Origin of the sequence: Burkholderia sp. NRF60-BP8 (genome assembly GCF_001522585.2) — a bacterium.
Taxonomy (GTDB): domain Bacteria; phylum Pseudomonadota; class Gammaproteobacteria; order Burkholderiales; family Burkholderiaceae; genus Burkholderia.
In genome coordinates, this window is the sequence record NZ_CP013372.1 from 804,238 (window position 1) to 821,610 (window position 17,373).

The following is a 17,373-nucleotide window of genomic DNA, read 5'->3' on the forward strand; positions in this document are numbered from 1 at the left end:
GCGACGACGCGGCGCGCGGCCGTCATTCGTCGGCCTCTTTCGCGATCTTCGGATAGACGCGCACGAGCACGATGCGCGGCCCGTTCATCTTCTTCACGACGACGTCGAAGCGGTCGAACGACACGCGCTGCCCTTCGGTCGGCAGGTCGCTGAGCGCCTGGATCACGAGGCCGCCGACCGATTCCGCGCGGCCTTCGTCGATGTCGATGCCGAGCGCCTGTTCGAGCGAGACGACGGGCAGGCTGCCCTTGCCCATCAACGTGCCGTCGTCGAGACGGCTCCAGTCGGCATCGCCCTGGCGGAACTCGTCGTGGATCTGGCCGACCAGCGCGCCGAGCAGGTTGTCGAGCGTCAGGAAGCCGATCGGCTTCTCGCCCTTGTTGCCTACCAGCGCGAAGTGCGGGGCGCCCTTGCGGAAGCGGCGGAACAGTTCGAGCGCCGGCGTGTCGGGCTTCACGTACTGGACCGGGCGCACGTAGTCGGACAGGTCGTCGAGCGCGGCGCCCGCGTGACGGGCGAGCAACAGGTCCTTCAGGTGGATCAGCCCGCTCACCTGTTCGCGCGACGCATCCTCGAACAGCGGATAGCGGCTGAAGCGGTGCCGCGCGACGATCTCCATGTTGTCGGGCAGCGGCAGGTCGCGCCGCAGGCCGATCATTTCATGGGCCGGCCGCATCAGGTCCGACACGGTCATCGACGAAAAATCGAGCGAGTGCGCGAGCGTGTTCCACTCGTCGTTGCTGTACGTGCCGCGCGCCGGCTGTGCCGCATTGCCGGCCGCGCTGCGGCGGCTGCGCAGGATCAGCTTCAGCTCGTCGGTCGAATAGTGCGCGTCGCCGCCGTGGTCGGCCGACAGCCCCGCGAGCCGCAGGACCGCGTTGGCGCTGGTATTGAGCACCCAGATCGCCGGATACATCGCCCAGTAGAACGCGTAGAGCGGCAGCGCGACCCACAGGCCGACCTTCTCCGACTGGCGGATCGCCATCGATTTCGGCGCCAGTTCGCCGACGACGATGTGCAGGAACGAGATCAGCGAGAACGCGAACACGAGCGAGATCAGGTGCACGACGCGTTCGGAGTGGACGCCGACCAGGTCGAGCAGCGGGCCGATCAGTTGCGCGAACGCCGGTTCGCCGACCCAGCCGAGGCCGAGCGACGCGAGCGTGATGCCGAGCTGGCACGCGGAAAGATACGCGTCGAGCCGGCCGTGCACGATGCCGAGGATGCGCCCGCGCAGGCCGTGCTTGCGGGCGAGGGTCTTGACGCGCGTTGCGCGGAGTTTGACGAGGCCGAATTCGGCCGCAACGAAGAACCCGTTCAGGGCCACCAGGAACAACGCGCCGATGAGCGCGAAGATCTGTAACAAAGAATCGCTCCGGTTATGACAGGCCCATCAGTATAGAGCCGGAAAGGAATTTGTAATGTATCGACCGGCCGCTTGCTTACACCGGCGCCTCGCAGGGAATCGAGAACGTGAGCGTGGCGGCGGCGCCGTCGGCGAACACGTCGTGCGTGAACGTGCCGCCGTGCGCGAGCGCGACGCGCTGGCACAGCGCGAGCGTCCACGCGCTGCGCTTTGCATCGCGCTCGCGCAGCATCTCGCGCCGGGCGAACGATTCGAACGCGTGCGGCTGCGCGGGATCGACGAGCGCGCCGGCGTTAACGGTGCAGGTGGCGCGCGCGGTGAATTGCGCGCCGTCGCGCGTGCAGGCGAACGCGACGCGGCTGCCCGCGGCACTGGCCTCGACGGCCGTCGTCAGCATGGTCCAGAGCGCCTGCGCGACGCGTTCGCGATCGACGGCGAGCGACGGTTCGCCGTCCGGCAGCGTCGTGTCGAGCGTGACCTGCCGTGCGTCGGCGAGCGCGAACCGCACGAGCGCGACCGTCTCGTCGAGCAGCGCGCGCAGCGCGAACGGCCGCGGCGCGAGCGTGAGCATGCGCGTTTCCGCGCGCGGCGCGTCGAGCACGCCGTCGATCAGCGCGACCTGTTGGTCGATGCCCGTGCGGATGCCCGCGAGCGCGCGCTGCAGGTTCGGATCGGCATGGGCGAGCTGGCGCTCGAGCACGTAGGCCCAGCTGTGCATCGCATTCAGCGGGCTGCGCAGGTCGTGCGACGCGATGGAGAGCGCCTGGTCGCGCAGGAATAGCGCCGCCTGGGCGGCGTAGTGCGCTGCGCGTTCGCGCAGCAGGTCGGCGGCGGGATCGACGGAAGTGGACGTCACGGAGCAGGCCTGTCGGAAGCGGTTGGCGTGGAAGTCACGCGAATCGCCATTATAGGGACGGTGGGCGTCACGCCGGCAGCGCGTCCTCGTCCTTTTTCCGTGCGTCGCCGTTCGGCAGCAACTGGCACGCGAGCAGGCCGGCCAGCATCAGCGCGCAGCCGACGAGCGCGCGCAGCGTCAGCGTTTCGCCGAGCGCGGCCCAGCCGGCGATCGCCGCGAACACGCCTTCCATGCTGAAGATCACGGCCGCGTGTGCGGGCGCCGCGTCGCGTTGCGCGACGACCTGCAGCGTATAGCCGACCCCGACCGACAGCAGCCCGCCGTACAGCAGCGTCGGCAGCGCGCCGCGCAGCATCGCGACGCTGATCGGTTCGACCGCCAGGCCGACCGCGAGACACGCGATGCCGCACACGGCGAATTGCAGGAACGCGAGCACGAGCGGATCGTGGCGTTTCGCGAGATGGCCGACCGCCATCACGTGCGCGGCGATGATGACGGCGCCCGCGAGCTGGAACCAGTCGCCGTCGAGCACCGCGAAGTGTTCGTCGATGCTGAGGAAATACAGGCCGACCGCGGCCAGCATCGCGCCGAACCACGTGCCCGCGCCGATCCGGTGGCGCGCGAACACGCCCATCAGCGGCACGATCACGACGTACAGCGAACTGATGAAGCCGGCGTTGGCGATCCGCGTGTATTGCAGGCCGAACTGCTGCAGCGAGATCGACACGGCGAGCAGACCGCCGAGCGCGACGCCCGGCAGCAGCAGGGCCGGTTCGCGCCGGATGGCCGCGAGCTGCGCGCGCGACGCCGTATTCATCATCAGCAGCGGCACGAGCACGAGCGCGCCGAGCAGGAAGCGCAGCCCGGTGAACAGGAACGGCCCGATCACGTCGAGGCTCAGGCGTTGCGCGACGAAAGCGGAGCCCCAGATCGCGGCGGCGGCGAGCATCAGCAGATTGGCGCGGAGGTGCTTGCGGGCGTCGGGCTTCATCGGCATTCGTCTGGAGATTGCGGGCGGTGGAGCCCGCTAGTTTACGCCGAGATTGCAAGGCTGTCGGCAAACCTGCGCAGCGCGGCGGCGGCCCGGGCGTCGCGTACGCGCGAATACAGCACGACCTGCGATTGCGGCAGCGGCGGCAGCCCGAATTTCGCGCCGACGTCGACCAGCGTGCGCGGGGCGACGCGGCGCGCGAGCGGGCAGACGGCCAGCCCCGCCGCGGCCGCCGCCGTGACCGCCGCGACCCCGCCGCCCGTGAAGCGCTCGCGCCAGGGCAGCCCCGCGCGGTCGAGCGCGCGCAGCGCGGCGGCCCGCACGCCGCAGGGGCCGGCCAGCACCGCGAGCGGCAGCGGCTCGCCGGCGCGCGGCGTCCAGTCGGGCGCGGCGAGCCAGGCGAGCGGCTCGGTGAACAGCGGCGTGCCGTCGTCGCGCGGCGGATCCTCGCCCGGTTCGTGACGGACGATCACTGCGTCGAACCGCCGTTCGTCGTATTGCGGAAGCAGGCTCGTCGACGCGCCGAGATGCATTTCCAGCGACAGCCCCGGATCCTGCCGGTGCAGGCTCGTGAGCACGGCCGGCAGGTCGGGCACCGCGACGTGCTCGCTGACGCCGAGCGACAGGCGGACCGTGCCGGTCGAGATCGCGCCGAGCGCATGCTCGTGCGCGTCGAGCAGCGCACGGGCGGCCGGCAGGAAATGCTCGCCGTCGGCGGCCAGCTTGACGACGCGCGGCGTGCGCGCGAGCAGCGGCTTGCCGAGATGGGTTTCCAGCCGCTTCAGCTTCAGGCTGACGGCCGATTGCGTGGTGCCGAGCGCATCGGCGGCGCGCGTGAAGCTGGCGAGGTCGGCGACCAGCACGAACGCGCGGACGGCATCGAGATCGAGTACTTTCATTTCAAGTGAAAATGGATGAAATATTCATCAATGACTGTTCATTATAGGTTGGCGCGCCTAACCTGACGCTGTGTTTTCGTTCTTCAACGTCACTCACCGACAGGAGCAAGACCATGCCATTCACCCGTATCGCCGTACGCGAAGGCAAACCGGCCGCCTACCGCAGGGCCCTCGTCGACGGCGTGCACCGCGCGCTGATGCAGACGTTCAACGTACCCGAGGACGACATCTTCATGGTCGTGACCGAGCACGCGGCCGAGAACTTCGTGTTCGGCCGTCATTACTACGATATCGAGCGCAGCGACGATCTCGTGATGATCCAGATCACCGCGAACAACACGCGCACGCTCGAGCAGAAGCGGGCGCTGTACCGGACGATCGTCGAGAACCTCGCGCAGCAGCCCGGCGTGCGGCGGGAAGACGTATTCATCAGTCTCGTCGAGGTGCTGAAGGAGAACTGGTCGTTCGGCAACGGCATCGCGCAATACGCCGTCTGACGTGCCGGCTTGACCTGCCACAGGGAGACAGGGCCGGATCGTCGCCTGCGCGCTTTTGGGGCGTGTACTATGGAAGTTGCTTCACGAACGACGCCGGCGCGGTCGATGCGCCGGCGATCCTTCATGTGCAGGAGCCTCCATGTCGCGTGTGCTGGAAATCGTGTTGTCGTTGTCGCTGGAAGGGTGGCCGGTCAAGGGCGCAAGCCGCGCCCGGGGCGCGCAGCGCGACTTCGGCGCCGAGCTCGTGCGTGCGTGGCGGATCTGCCCGCAGGTCCGGATGCGGCGCGGCCACGAGCGCGTGACGATCGCACCGTGCCAGATCGAGGAGGCCGAGCGGAGTCCCGGCGCGAACTGGTGGACCTGGGTCGAATCGAACGCGCATGGCACGCGGGTCGTCGCCTCGCGCACCGCGACGTTCGCCCCCGGCGTCACGCAGCGCGAACTGTTCGACGCGGAGCACGCGGGGATCGCGGTCGCCACGCCGCTGCCGATACCCGCGCCGAGCGCCGCAGCCGGTGCCGACGCACGGGCCGCCGTCGGCGGCGATGCACCGGACACCGACGAAGCGCGGTCCCAGGCGTCGGCGCTGCGCGTCGTCAGCGAACGGCGGCGCGGGCGCTGGGCCGACGACAGCGGCGTCGTGGTCGAAATGACGCTCGACGACATCACGCTGCACGGCGGCGGCGAGCCGCCGCGACGCCACGTCGAACTGCGCCTGGCCGCGCCGGACTGGGAAACCGTGGCCGCGCGCACGGCCGCGCTGCGCGCGTTGTTTGCCGCGGCGCGCGAACTGAGCGGCGCGTGGCCCGCCTTCGTGCAACTGACGAGCGTGATCGACCGCGCCTGTGCGGGCGGCCCGCTGGCGCCCGCGCTGGTCAAGGCGCAATCCGTCGACCTGACCGGCATCCGCACCCAGCGCGCCGCGCTGTTCGCGCTGTCCGGCGACATCACCGCGCAGTGGCTCGGCAACGAATGCGGCGTCCTCGATCGCGACGATCCCGAATTCGTGCACCAGATGCGCGTCGCGCTGCGCCGCCTGCGCACGCTGATGCGCTTCTTTCCGCGCTTCACCGACCGTCAATGGAAGGACACGCTCGGCGTCGACCTGCGCTGGCTCGCCGCGCTGCTCGGCACGGTGCGCGACTGGGACGTGTTCGCGACCGAGAGCCTGCCCGCGCTGATCGCGGCCGACGGCGGCGGCAGCGACTGGGACGGCACGCTCGACGCCGCCCGCGCGCAGTCGATGGCCGCGCGCGTCGAGCTGCGGCAGGCGCTGCATTCGGCCCGCTATGCGCGGCTGACGCTCGGCTGGCTCGAATGGCTGAGCGCGCTCGCGCTGCCGGCGGCCGACGGCGACGACGCGCCGTCGCTGCGGCGTCACGCGTCCAGGCGTGTGCGGCGGCTGTTCGGTCATCTCTACGCATCGCCGTCGCTCACGTCGCTGGACACCGCGGCCCGCCATCGGGTGCGGATCGATGCGAAGCGGCTGCGCTATGCCCTCGAATTCTTCGCGTCGCTCGCGTCGCGCCGCACGCGCAACGAGACGGTCAAGACGCTGGCGCGCGTGCAGAGCGTGCTCGGCGAGGCGAACGACGCGATGGTCGCGCTGCATCATCTCGAGCAACTGGCGGCGCCGCCGTACCAGATCGGTTTCGTGCGCGGCTACGGCGCCGCGCTCGAACAGCGGGCGGCGCGCGACGCCGAGGCGCTACTGGCCAGCCTGCGGGCGCCGAAGCTCGGCGGCAAGCCGGGCTGAGCGCCGTGCGCCGACCCTATAATGGCCGCCCGTATCCCGCACGCATGCCGATGACGACCGACGCACCGCATTCCTCCTCGTCCGCCGGACCGCTCGAATTGGGCGGCGAGCTGTGGCTGCGCGCCGGCGACCAGACGCTCGGCGGCGCGACGCGCATCGCGCTGCTCGCGGCGATCGGCGACACCGGTTCGATCACGCGCGCGGCGAAGGCCGTCGGCCTCAGCTACAAGGCCGCGTGGGACGCGGTCGACACGATGAACAATCTTGCCGGCGAGCCGCTCGTCGCGCGCTCGACGGGCGGCAAGGGCGGCGGCGGCACGACGCTGACGCCGCGCGCGACGTCGCTGATTGCCGCATTCCGCACGATCGAGCGCGAGCATCGCCGCTTCATCGAGGCCGCGAGCGCGGCCGTGGCCGGCTTCGACGTCGACTGGGCGCTGATCGGCCGGATCGGGATGAAGACGAGCGCGCGCAACCAGTGGTTCGGCAAGGTCGCGTCGATCGTGCGCGGCACCGTCAACGACGAGGTGACGCTTGCGCTGCCGGGCGGGCAATCCGTCGTCGCCGTGCTGACGCACGAAAGCGCCGAGGCGCTCGGGCTGCGGGAAGGCGCGAGCGCGTGCGCGCTGGTGAAGGCGTCGTGGGTCGTGCTCGCGGTCGACGATGGCGGGTCCGAGCTGAAGGTGTCCGCGCGGAACCGGCTGTGCGGCAGCGTCGAAGCCGTCGCGGCGGGTGCGATAAACAGTGAGGTGACGCTCGCGCTCGACGGCGGCGGGACGCTGACGGCCGTCGTGACCAACGACAGCGTCGATGCGTTGCAGCTCGACGTCGGCCGGCGCGCGATCGCGCTGTTCAAGGCGTCGAGCGTGATACTGGCGGTGACGGGCTGACCGGGCAGTGCGGCTCGCCGCGGGGGCGGGGCGAAGCCGGCGCCGCACCCGTTTGCATCGCACCGGCCTCGTTTTCCGCTTTCAGCATGTGCCGCGATGCGGCGTCTCTCAGGCTTCAACGTGGCGGCCAGCGCCACGGTCACGACCAAGGCGTCGCGCGTTCAGACGACGCGCGTCGGCCACTCGGCGTGCGGCGCGTTCGCCAGCACGCGTCCTTCGCTCAACTGCACGACCTGGTCGCCGAAGGCGGCGACGTCGTCGGGGTCGTGCGAGATCAGCACCATCGGGATGTCGAGTCGCGCCTGCAGTTCGGCGAGCTCATGACGCATGCGCTGGCGCATCGCGCCGTCGAGCGCCGCGAACGGTTCGTCGAGCAGCAGGATGCGCGGCTGCGCGACCAGCGCGCGCGCGAGCGCCACGCGTTGCTTCTGCCCACCCGACAACTGCGACGGATACTGTCCGGCGAGCGATTCGAGGTCGAACGCGCGCAGCCAGTACGCGACTTCTGGCGGCACCGTTTTCGCGCGCGGGTTGCGCAGTCCGGACGTGAGCCCGAACGCGATGTTCTGCCGCACGTTCAGATGCGGAAACAGCGCGTAGTCCTGGAACAGATACGCGACCCGGCGTTCGCGGGTCGGCACGTCGATGCGGCGTGCAGCGTCGAACAGCGGCTCGCCGTTCAGCGCGATCGTGCCTTCGTCGGGCGTCAGCAGTCCGGCGATCGCCTGCAGCGTCATGCTCTTGCCCGCGCCGGACGGCCCGAACAGCACGACGCGCTGCGTCGTCGCCGCGAACGACATGTCGAGCGTGAAGCGGCGCTCGGCGTTCGCGTAGGTCTTGCGGATATCGACGACGAGGCTCATTCGACCCTCCGCCGAAGCGGGCCGGCTACCGCACGGCGCCGGCGATACGGGCGGGACGGGCGCTTCATGTCAGTTGGCTCCGCCGGGCGCGCGACGGCACGAGCCAGCCGGTCGCGAGCAGCACGAGCACGCAGGTGATCGACGTCACCAGCACGAGGAAGTTGGCCGTGGCGTCGTCGCCGGCCTGCACGGCCGCGTAGATCGCGACCGACAGCGTCTGCGTGCGGCCGGGCAGGTTGCCGGCGATCATCAGCGTCGCGCCGAATTCGCCGAGCGCGCGCGCGAACGCGAGCAGCGCCCCCGCGAGGATCCCGCGGGCGGCGAGCGGCAGCGTCACGCGGAAGAACACCGCCCCTTCGCCGAGCCCGAGCGTGCGCGCGGCGCGCTCCAGATGCGGATCGACGCCCTCGAACGCCGCGCGCGCCGATTTCAGGATCAGCGGAAACGCGACGACCATCGACGCGATCACCGCACCCTGCCACGTGAACACCAGCGCGATGCCGAGCGTGTCGAGCCACGCGCCGAACACGCCGCGCCGGCCGAGCAGCACGAGCAGGTAATAGCCGAGCACCGTCGGCGGCAGCACGAGCGGCAGCGTCAGCACGGAATCGACGACGTCGCGCAGCGGCGAGCGCCAGCGCGCGAGCACGAACGCCGCCGCGACGCCGAGCACGATGTCGAGCGCGGTCGCCCAGCCGGCCACCTTCAGCGACAGCAGCAGCGGGACCCAGGCGTCTTGCATCGCGATACGCTCACTTGGCGGGCTTGAAGCCGAACGTCGACAGCACGGCCTGGCCCTGCGGCGACGCGACGAAATCGATGAACGACTGCGCCTGCGCGGCGTGGCGACTGTCCTTGACCACGGCGATCGGGTAGGTGATGGCCGTCCGGGTCGGCACCGTCAGCGCGACCTTCACGCGGCCCGGCATGATCGCGGCGTCGGTGCCGAACACGAAGCCCGCGTCGACCTCGCCGCGCGCGACGTAGTCGAGGCTCTGGCGCACGTTGGCGGCGAGCACGCCCTTCGCGCTGACGGCGTCCCACACACCGGCCGCGCGCAGCGCGCCCTCGGTGTAGCGGCCGACCGGCACCGAGGCCGGGTCGCCGTACGCGATGCGCTTCACGCCGGGCGCGGTCAGGTCGTTCAGCGACGTCGGCGCGGCCGCATGGCTGTCCGCCGGCACGATCAGCACGAGCGAGTTCGCGGCGAAATCGCGGCGCGTGCCGGGCACGATTACCTTCTCGCTCACCGCGCGATCCATCGCCTTCTGGTCGGCCGACGCGAACACGTCGGCCGGCGCGCCCTTGGCGATCTGCTGCATCAGCACGTCCGATGCGCCGAAGTTGAACAGCACCTTGGTGTCGGGATGCTGCTTCTCGTACGCGTCGCCGACGGCCTTGAATGCATTCGTCAGGCTGGCGGCCGCCGACACGACCAGTTCGTCGGCGGCGGAAGCGGGCGCGCTGAACGCGACCCCGGCGGCAAGCGTGGCGATCGGCAGCAGGCGAAGCAGGGCGCGGCGAAGCGGACGGACGGTTGAGCGCATGGGGATTCGTTTCGAATGGGTGGAAACCGTAATCGTAATATAGGGCGGGTTATAACGCTCGACATACTGCTCATGCGGCAGTGCGCATGAAATGGTCAGACGTAAAAAGGGGCGCCCGTCACGCGTGAAGCGTATGCGGCGCCGATTCGGTGCGCTGCAGCGACGACGGCTGCGACGCGGGACGGTAGTTCGGGTTGGCCTTCCAGCGCGCGCGGACGAACGGGCGCTCGTGGCCCGACAGTTGCAGCGCGACCTTGGTGACCCAGCGGTGCGACGGCACCGTGAGGCCGTGCAGCGCCACGGTGACGAGCGCGAGGCTCGCGACGACCGCCGGCACCGACCAGCGGTGCGGCGCCGCGCGCCACGAGCCGGCGATGAACGCGAGCGCGGCGATCGCGCCGACGATGCAGCCGGTGATCGATTCGGACGGCGAATGCGCGGCGAGTGCGACCCGCGACACGCCGACCGCGACGCCGGCCGCGAGCCCGAGCGCGATGCCGGCGATCCGCACCGGCGTGCGCGTGCGGATCAGCGCGAGGAAGATCGCGACCGGATACACCGACGTCGACAGCATCGCATGCCCGCTGAATCCGGTGAAATCCCACGCGCGGATGCCGATGCCCCAGCCGAGGAACGCGATCTTCGTGAGCGCCACCACGCCGATCGCGGCCGCGAGCACGCCGAGCCACGCGGCCGCACGCTGCCACGAGTAGCCGAGCGCGAGCCAGACGGCGATCGTGATCGCGAGCGGCAAGGTCAGGCCGGCGCCGCCGAACGCGGTGATCATGATCCACAGGTGAGCGGGCAGGTCGAACATCGGGAAGGGAGCGGACGAAGGCGGGACAATGCTTAAATCAACGCGCGAGCCGGGAAGAACGACTACAACGGATACAAGCGACGAAGCCCCAGTATAGCGCCGCGTCCGCATGAGGCCCGTTTTTTGCGCTACCGGCAACGATCGGCGTGCAGGAAAAATCCCGGAAACAATGCTATGGTGCATTGCACAAAGTCGAACGATGCATCCGTTGCGGTGCTCTGATGGCGCCCCTATTTTTTCCTGACTGCGAGCCCGATCGATGACCAAAAGTCTGACCAAGATGTGGCTGGGCGGCATGAAACGCATGCTGTCTCCGGCCGCCAAGCGAGCGGCGCGCGATGCGCAGCGCCTCACTCGCGATGCACTCGAGGCCGTGGCCTCGCCTGCCGTGCCCGATCCGTCCCAGCCGCGCGAATCGCGCGTGCGGCCGCGCGCGGCCGCCTGGGCGGCGGGCGAATGGACGCGCGGCGAACATCCGATGGCGCCGGCGCTCGGCCGTCTCGTCCAGAATCTCGCGTACGGGCTTTATGTGCCGCCCGGCCGCCGGCGCGGCGCGATACCACTCGTCGTGATGCTGCACGGCTGCCGGCAGTCGATCGACGAATTCGCGCAGGGCACGCGGATGAACCTGCTGGCCGACAAGCACGGTTTCGCGGTGCTGTATCCGGAGCAGTCGCTGCGCGCGCACGCGCATGGCTGCTGGCATTGGTATGAGGACACCGATCGCGCGGGGCGGGGCGAGGCGGACGCGGTGGCGTCGCTGGTCGACGCGCTGGTCGACGAGCACGGCTTCGACGCGTCGCGCGTCTACGTCGCGGGGCTGTCGGCTGGCGCGGGCCTCGCGTCGCTTCTCGCGCTGCACCATCCGGACCGTTTCGCGGCGGTCGCGTTGCACTCCGGCCCCGCGCTCGGCGAGGCGAATTCCGGCATCACTGCGATGGACGTGATGCGGCGCGGCCTGCGGCAGAATCCGGCTGCGGCGGTCGATACGCTGGTCGACATCGGCGCGTATCCGGGCATGCCCGCCTTGATTGTCCAGGGCGACGGCGACCGGGTCGTCGCGCCGAAGAATGCCGACCAACTGGCCGTGCAGTTCATGCGCCTGAACGGGCTCGCCGATAGCCGGGGTGCGTTGCGCGGCGGCGAACGCGTCGAGTCGCGCGAAACGGGCGCCCGAGTGACCGACGTATGCCGCGACGGCGAGCCGGTCGTGCGGCTTTGCCACGTGAAAGGGCTCGATCACGCATGGGCCGGCGGCGACGAAGCCGTGCCGTTTCACGCGGCAGTCGGCCCCGACGCAAGCGCGATGATCTGGGCCTTTTTCGAAGCTCATCGTCGCACTGTGGCGACCGAACGACGCACCGTTTGATCGACGCTGGCCAAAAACTAGGGTTTTCCCTATAATTCGGGAAAACCCTAGTCCAGACCTTTGCGAGATCGAACATGTACCTGCTGAGCCACCTCTTCCTGATGCTGACCAAGAACGCCGAAAAGGCCGCGAAAGAGCGCGCCGACGCGTACCTGGCCGAAGCCACCGACATCTACGATCTCGAATTCCGCATGCGCAAGATCGATCGCGACGCGGCACTGAACCGCCCGTATTCGTTCGGCGCGCGCTAAGCGGCGCACGCGGGCCTGCCGGCCCGCCATTTCGACGATTCGCGCAAAAGGGCGCGTGCGGCACCATGCCGCACGTGCCCTTTTTGCATTCCGCTGCGTCGCGTCAGACGACCGTCAGGCGCACCGGTACGTTGTTGCGCGTGGCGTTCGAATACGGGCACACGTGGTGCGCCTTGTCGACCAGCGCCTGCGCGTCGGCCTTGTCGAGCCCCGGCAGCGATACGCGCAGTTCGATGTCGAGCCCGAAGCCGCCGGCATCGTTCGGGCCGATGCCCACTTCCGCCGTGACTTGCGTATCGGCCGGCAGCGTCTGCTTGTTCTGGCCCGCGACGAATTTCATCGCGCTCAGGAAACAGGCCGAGTAACCTGCGGCAAACAGTTGCTCCGGATTCGTGCCTTCCGCACCCGTGCCGCCGAGTTCGCGCGGCGCGGCCAGCTTCACTTCCAGCTTGTGGTCGGCGGATACCGCGCGGCCGTCGCGGCCGCCCGTGCTCGTGGCGCTGGTCTTGTACAGAATGTTCATCGTGCAGCTCCTGTCGGGAAAAGGGAGAAAAGCGGTCCGGAGAAATACGGCACCGCCAGCCACGAGTGAAATATAGAACACAAATCATTAGTGTGCAAATGAAATTTGCGAGAAAAACCCGATGGCGCCGGGCAGGTCGCTCGGCGCTGGAGCGTCAGCGTTCGTTGGCTACCGACAGCGCGTCGCGCAATTGCTGGAGGTCGGCGCGCAGCCTGATCAGGAACTCGGGGGTTTGCTGCATCGTGCAAAAGAGATCGGCGGGCACCGAGCGCGCGCGATCCTTCAGCGCACGGCCTTCCGGCGTCACGCGCACATTGACGACGCGCTCGTCGGCCGCGCTACGCACGCGTTCGACGTAGCCGAGCGCTTCCAGCCGCTTGAGCAGCGGCGTGACCGTGGCCGGATCGAGGTCGAGCCGCGCGGCGATGTCCTTCACGGCCATGTCGTCGCGTTCCCACAGCACGAGCATCGCGAGATATTGGGGATAGGTCAGCGACAGCTTGTCGAGCAGCGGCTTGTACGCCTTCGTCATCGCGTGCGAAGTCGAGTAAAGCGCGAAGCACAGTTGCTCGTCGAGCGTCTGGGGCAGCGGAGGCAGGCGATCCATGATTCGGAGAAGCGCGGCGGATGCGCGAACGATTTGTACGCAAATTATTTTGCGCGCAAAAGACCGGATTGAACAGAGGCGACCGGATGCGGATCGTTAGAGGAAAAAGGGGAGGTCAAGGCGCGCCGGGCGACGAGCCGGCGCGAGAAACGGCGAGACGGCCGGCGACATGCGCCGGCCGGGAGAAGGGTCAGCGACCCGACATCGTCGTGGTCGCGCCCGGTTCCTGCACGCCGAAGCAGCCGCGATAGGTCGCGTAGAACGAGCAGTACAGCATCGTGACGATGATGATCGTCACCGGCATCATGATCGTCAGCGCATACGCGCCGGCGCCGAGCGCCTGCAGCAGCAGCGACAGCGCGAGCGACGTGCCGAGCGCGACGCCGAACCACAGCGCGCCGTAGACGACGAACGCGCCGCGATTGCGCCAGCAGCTGACGATGCTGAAGAACAGCGCCTTCGCGGGCGGGACGTCGTGCCACGCGACCAGCACCGGCGCGAACCAGAACAGCATCGCGACCGGCAGATAGAGCAGCGTCGCGAAGAACAGCGCGCCGAGCGTGCCTTGCGCGGCCAGCGTCTCGGGCGTCGTGTTCGCTTCGTCGGCCGCGCCCATCATCATGTGGAACAGCGCGCCGCCGTCCACGAACGACGAAGCGGCGAACACCAGCACCATCGACGCGACGTAGATCGCGCCGAGCGCGAGCAGCCGCTGGGTCGCGACGGTGCCGTACGAGCGAAAGCCGTCGACGAGGATCGTCGGCATCACCGTCTTGCCGGCCACCGTGTCGCGGCACGCGGCCATGAACCCGACCGCGATGCCGGGAATGAACACCAGCGGCAGCGCCGAGCCGATCACGGGCACCATCGACACCAGCGTAATGGCGAGCAGATACGTGAAGAACAGCGTGATGAACGCGAGCGGATTCCGGCGGAACAGCCAGATGCCTTGACGGAACCAGACATAGCCCGTTTTCGCGGGCACTTCGATCAGTTGCATGCGGTTTGGATCTCGGGAAGCGCGGGCGTATGCGCGATACGCTCCCGCAGGATGCGTTCGAAATGGCCGGGGTCGTGCGGCTTGAGCATCTCGGCCGCGCGCGGCAGGTAGAAGTCGTACAGGCGCGACACCCAGAAGCGGTACGCGCCGGCGCGCAGCATGTCGCTCCAGTGGCGCCGCTCCTCGGCCGTGAACGGCCGGACCGTCTGGTATGCACGCAGCAGCGCATCGGCGCGCGCGACGTCGAGCACGCCGCTCGCGAGGTCGACGCACCAGTCGTTGACGGTCACCGCGACGTCGAACAGCCACTTGTCGCAGCCCGCGAAGTAGAAGTCGAAGAAGCCGCCGAGGCGCACGTCGTGACCGGTGCCGGGCGCCGCATGGGCGAACAGCACGTTGTCGCGGAACAGGTCGCAATGGCACGGCCCGCCTGGCAGCGCCGCATAGTCGTCCGACGCGAAGAAGCCGGCCTGGTGCGCGAGTTCGCCTTCGAGCAGCGTGCGTTGCGCGTCCGTGATGAACGGCACGATGGCGGGCACGTTCTCCTGCCACCACGGCAGGCTGCGCAGATTCGGCTGGCTGCGCGGATAGTCGCGCCCGGCGAGGTGCAGGCGCGCGAGCATCTGCCCGACCTCGATGCAGTGTTCGACCCCCGGCGCGAGTTCGGCCGCGCCGTCGAGCTTCGTGACGATCGCGGCCGGCTTGCCGTGCAGTTCGCCGAACAACGTGCCGTCGTCGCGCGGGACCGGATCCGGCACCGGCACGCCGTGGGCGGCCAGATGGCGCATCAGGTCGAGGTAGAACGGCAACTGCTGCGCCGTGAGCTTTTCGAAGATCGTGAGGACGTATTCGCCGAGAGTCGTCGTCAGGAAGAAATTGCTGTTTTCGATACCGGACGGAATGCCGCGGAACGCAAGCACGTCGCCCAGTTCGTAGTGGCGCATCCATTGCGCGAGATCGGAGTCGGAAACAGCGGTGAAAACGGCCATGCGGGATGCGTCAGGTCAGGGTGTCGGCACGCGGGCGGCGTGCATCGCGACAGCAGGTGAAGGGGCGGCGCGGCGCGATCGGTGCGCGGCGCCACGGAATCAGTAGCGCAGGTTCAGCGACGGCAGGCGCGTGATCGGAATGCCCGCGTCGTGCGGCTTCGGCGACGTGTCGGGCGTCGAGCTCATCTGGTAGCGCGTGCCGAAGTTCGACTTCACGTCGATCTCGACCGGCTTGCCGCGGTCGCGGTACTCGGTGACTTCGGTGCCGTTCTTGCTCTTTTCGTGGAAGCTCGGCGTGCGGCGGATGTCGGCGAAGTCCACTTTCGACGTGACTTCGGCGCCCGGCCGGTTGATCTTGCGGAGATCGGGCAGGCCGGCGGCTTCGTTGGCCTCGGCCCGGGCCTGCGCGTCGGCGTCGGGCGTGCCGCCGGCGGCGTGAGCGACGCTGGCGGCGGCAAACGCGACGGCAGCGGCGACGAAAATGAGCGGCTTCATGATGAGTCTCCAGTGAACCTACCGATTTTAGCAAATACTGCGCGCCATCCGGCCCTTGCGCGCGCAGGGGCAGCCATAAAGGCGACGGGGTTCCGTGGTAATGTCGTCGGATCAGACGAGGTGATGAAAATGAAGAACGATTTGAGCCGCCGGCACCGTGTGCTGTCGCCCGAAAGCCCGTCGGTCGAGGCTTTCGACGATCCGATCGCCGCCGTCGCGCGGCTGTCCGCCATTTACGACACGAATACGGGCTTCCTGCGCGATGCGTTTGCGCGCTATCGCCGCCACGAACCGATTACCGAGCACGTGCGCGCGTGCTACCCGTTCGTGCGGATCCGCACCGACGTCAACACGCACGTCGATTCGCGCCGCTCGTACGGCTTCGTCGCGGGTCCCGGCGTATTCGAGACGACGGTCACGCGCCCCGATCTCTTCGCGAACTACTACCGCGAGCAACTGCGCCTGCTGTCGAAGAACCACCATGTGAAGATCGAGATCGGCGTGTCGTCGCAGCCGATTCCGATTCATTTCGCGTTTCCGGAAGGCATTCATCTCGAGGGCGAACTCGATCGCGACCGCCTGCTCGCGATGCGCGACATCTTCGACACGCCCGATCTGTCGTATCTCGACGATCGCATCGTCAACGGCACGTTCGAACCGGCGCCGGGCGAGCCGCATCCGCTCGCGCTGTTCACGGCCGCACGCGTCGACTTCTCGCTGCACCGGCTGCGCCACTACACGGCGACGTCGCCCACGCACTTCCAGAACTACGTGCTGTACACGAACTACCAGTTCTACATCGACGAGTTCGTGAAGCTCGGCCGTACGCTGATGACGGAAAGCGACGACCCCGAGGTGCGCGCGTACCGCAGCGAGTACAGCGCGTTCGTCGAGCCGGGCGACGTCGTCACATACAACGCGAACCTCGGCGGCGAACCGGCCGAGGGCACCGCGCCACCGCGCCTGCCGCAGATGCCCGCGTATCACCTGAAGCGCGCGGACGGCAGCGGGATCACGATGGTCAACATCGGCGTCGGCCCGTCGAACGCGAAGACGATCACCGATCACATCGCGGTACTGCGTCCGCACGCGTGGGTGATGCTCGGTCACTGCGCGGGGCTGCGCAACACGCAGCGTCTCGGCGACTACGTGCTCGCGCACGGTTACGTGCGGGAGGATCACGTGCTCGACGCCGACCTGCCGCTGTGGGTGCCGATTCCGGCGCTGGCCGAAGTGCAGCTCGCGCTCGAGCGCGGTGTGGCCGAGGTCACGCGGCTCGAAGGTGCGGAACTGAAGCGCGTGATGCGCACCGGCACGGTCGCGAGCGTCGACAACCGCAACTGGGAGCTGCGCGACCATCGCGAGCCCGTGCAGCGGCTGTCGCAGAGCCGCGCGATCGCACTCGACATGGAAAGCGCGACGATCGCCGCGAACGGCTTCCGCTTCCGGGTGCCGTACGGCACGCTGCTGTGCGTATCGGACAAGCCGCTGCACGGCGAACTGAAACTGCCGGGCATGGCCGACACGTTCTATCGCGGGCAGGTCGACCAGCATCTGCAGATCGGCGTGAAGGCGATGGAGATCCTGCGCACGAACGGGCTCGACAAGCTGCATAGCCGCAAGCTGAGAAGCTTCGCGGAAGTGGCGTTTCAGTAAC

General features: G+C 68.8%; 19 protein-coding genes. 6 read left to right on the forward strand and 13 right to left on the reverse strand.

The genetic code is table 11. From position 1 onward, the window contains the following. Window positions 1-22: 22 nt before the first annotated feature. From WS54_RS03745 to WS54_RS03760, 4 genes are all read right to left on the reverse strand, one after another. A complete protein-coding gene (locus WS54_RS03745) occupies window positions 23-1,366 on the reverse strand; it encodes a hemolysin family protein (protein WP_059784106.1) in 1,344 nt (447 codons plus the stop codon). A 76-nt stretch (window positions 1,367-1,442) separates the two neighbouring features. Next, a complete protein-coding gene (locus WS54_RS03750) occupies window positions 1,443-2,222 on the reverse strand; it encodes a sensor histidine kinase (protein ID WP_034205257.1) in 780 nt (259 codons plus the stop codon). A 67-nt stretch (window positions 2,223-2,289) separates the two neighbouring features. Next, a complete protein-coding gene (locus WS54_RS03755; protein WP_059785091.1) occupies window positions 2,290-3,213 on the reverse strand; it encodes a DMT family transporter in 924 nt (307 codons plus the stop codon). A 41-nt stretch (window positions 3,214-3,254) separates the two neighbouring features. Next, window positions 3,255-4,112: a LysR family transcriptional regulator gene (locus WS54_RS03760; RefSeq protein ID WP_059784103.1), complete on the reverse strand. Its 858-nt coding sequence runs from the start codon at window positions 4,110-4,112 to the stop codon at window positions 3,255-3,257. Between the two features lie 113 nt (window positions 4,113-4,225). Between WS54_RS03760 and WS54_RS03765 the strand changes: the two genes are divergently transcribed. From WS54_RS03765 to WS54_RS03775, 3 genes are all read left to right on the forward strand, one after another. Next, a complete protein-coding gene (locus WS54_RS03765; protein WP_034205254.1) occupies window positions 4,226-4,609 on the forward strand; it encodes a tautomerase family protein in 384 nt (127 codons plus the stop codon). Between the two features lie 139 nt (window positions 4,610-4,748). After that, window positions 4,749-6,365 carry a CHAD domain-containing protein gene (locus tag WS54_RS03770; protein WP_059784100.1) on the forward strand — a complete coding sequence of 539 codons (1,617 nt, stop codon included), beginning with the start codon at window positions 4,749-4,751 and terminating at the stop codon, window positions 6,363-6,365. A 44-nt stretch (window positions 6,366-6,409) separates the two neighbouring features. Continuing rightward, complete coding sequence (locus WS54_RS03775; RefSeq protein WP_059784097.1) at window positions 6,410-7,255, forward strand: TOBE domain-containing protein; 846 nt, start codon at window positions 6,410-6,412, stop codon at window positions 7,253-7,255. Between the two features lie 161 nt (window positions 7,256-7,416). Here the strand turns inward: WS54_RS03775 and WS54_RS03780 are convergent, their stop codons facing one another. The 4 genes from WS54_RS03780 to WS54_RS03795 all read right to left on the reverse strand — a co-directional run bounded on the left by WS54_RS03780 (window position 7,417) and on the right by WS54_RS03795 (window position 10,482). After that, window positions 7,417-8,118, reverse strand: coding sequence for a sulfate/molybdate ABC transporter ATP-binding protein (locus tag WS54_RS03780; RefSeq protein ID WP_059784093.1), 702 nt, complete (start codon window positions 8,116-8,118; stop codon window positions 7,417-7,419). A gap of 64 nt (window positions 8,119-8,182) precedes the next feature. Continuing rightward, the gene (gene modB, locus WS54_RS03785; RefSeq protein ID WP_059501220.1) at window positions 8,183-8,860 is read right to left on the reverse strand and encodes a molybdate ABC transporter permease subunit; all 678 of its coding nucleotides are present in this window, start codon (window positions 8,858-8,860) and stop codon (window positions 8,183-8,185) included. A 10-nt stretch (window positions 8,861-8,870) separates the two neighbouring features. Next, on the reverse strand, window positions 8,871-9,665 hold the full coding sequence (gene modA / locus WS54_RS03790; protein WP_059784090.1) for a molybdate ABC transporter substrate-binding protein: 795 nt from the start codon (window positions 9,663-9,665) through the stop codon (window positions 8,871-8,873). Between the two features lie 118 nt (window positions 9,666-9,783). After that, complete coding sequence (locus tag WS54_RS03795) at window positions 9,784-10,482, reverse strand: phosphatase PAP2 family protein (protein ID WP_059784089.1); 699 nt, start codon at window positions 10,480-10,482, stop codon at window positions 9,784-9,786. 259 nt (window positions 10,483-10,741) lie between these two features. Here WS54_RS03795 and WS54_RS03800 point away from each other — a divergent pair, with 259 nt between their 5' ends. Both WS54_RS03800 and WS54_RS03805 read left to right on the forward strand, forming a co-directional pair. Further along, entirely contained in the window at window positions 10,742-11,851 is a 1,110-nt protein-coding gene (locus WS54_RS03800) for an extracellular catalytic domain type 1 short-chain-length polyhydroxyalkanoate depolymerase (protein WP_059784086.1), read from the forward strand. A 74-nt stretch (window positions 11,852-11,925) separates the two neighbouring features. Beyond that, a complete protein-coding gene (locus tag WS54_RS03805; protein ID WP_080747669.1) occupies window positions 11,926-12,102 on the forward strand; it encodes a DUF3563 family protein in 177 nt (58 codons plus the stop codon). A 103-nt stretch (window positions 12,103-12,205) separates the two neighbouring features. Here WS54_RS03805 and WS54_RS03810 read toward each other — a convergent pair whose 3' ends face one another. From WS54_RS03810 to WS54_RS03830, 5 genes are all read right to left on the reverse strand, one after another. Further along, window positions 12,206-12,625 (reverse strand): organic hydroperoxide resistance protein, encoded by a 420-nt coding sequence (locus WS54_RS03810; protein ID WP_048988685.1) that lies wholly within the window; start codon window positions 12,623-12,625, stop codon window positions 12,206-12,208. 154 nt (window positions 12,626-12,779) lie between these two features. Beyond that, complete coding sequence (locus tag WS54_RS03815; protein WP_034205244.1) at window positions 12,780-13,232, reverse strand: MarR family winged helix-turn-helix transcriptional regulator; 453 nt, start codon at window positions 13,230-13,232, stop codon at window positions 12,780-12,782. Between the two features lie 190 nt (window positions 13,233-13,422). Beyond that, the gene (locus tag WS54_RS03820) at window positions 13,423-14,232 is read right to left on the reverse strand and encodes a BPSS1780 family membrane protein (protein ID WP_059784085.1); all 810 of its coding nucleotides are present in this window, start codon (window positions 14,230-14,232) and stop codon (window positions 13,423-13,425) included. Beyond that, a complete protein-coding gene (locus WS54_RS03825) occupies window positions 14,223-15,221 on the reverse strand; it encodes a homoserine kinase (RefSeq protein WP_059784083.1) in 999 nt (332 codons plus the stop codon). The genes WS54_RS03820 and WS54_RS03825 overlap by 10 nt, the downstream gene beginning before the upstream one ends. A 99-nt stretch (window positions 15,222-15,320) precedes the next feature. Beyond that, a complete protein-coding gene (locus tag WS54_RS03830) occupies window positions 15,321-15,716 on the reverse strand; it encodes a hypothetical protein (RefSeq protein ID WP_006479446.1) in 396 nt (131 codons plus the stop codon). A 129-nt stretch (window positions 15,717-15,845) separates the two neighbouring features. Here WS54_RS03830 and WS54_RS03835 point away from each other — a divergent pair, with 129 nt between their 5' ends. Beyond that, a complete protein-coding gene (locus WS54_RS03835; RefSeq protein ID WP_034205241.1) occupies window positions 15,846-17,372 on the forward strand; it encodes an AMP nucleosidase in 1,527 nt (508 codons plus the stop codon). Window position 17,373 lies beyond the last annotated feature (1 nt).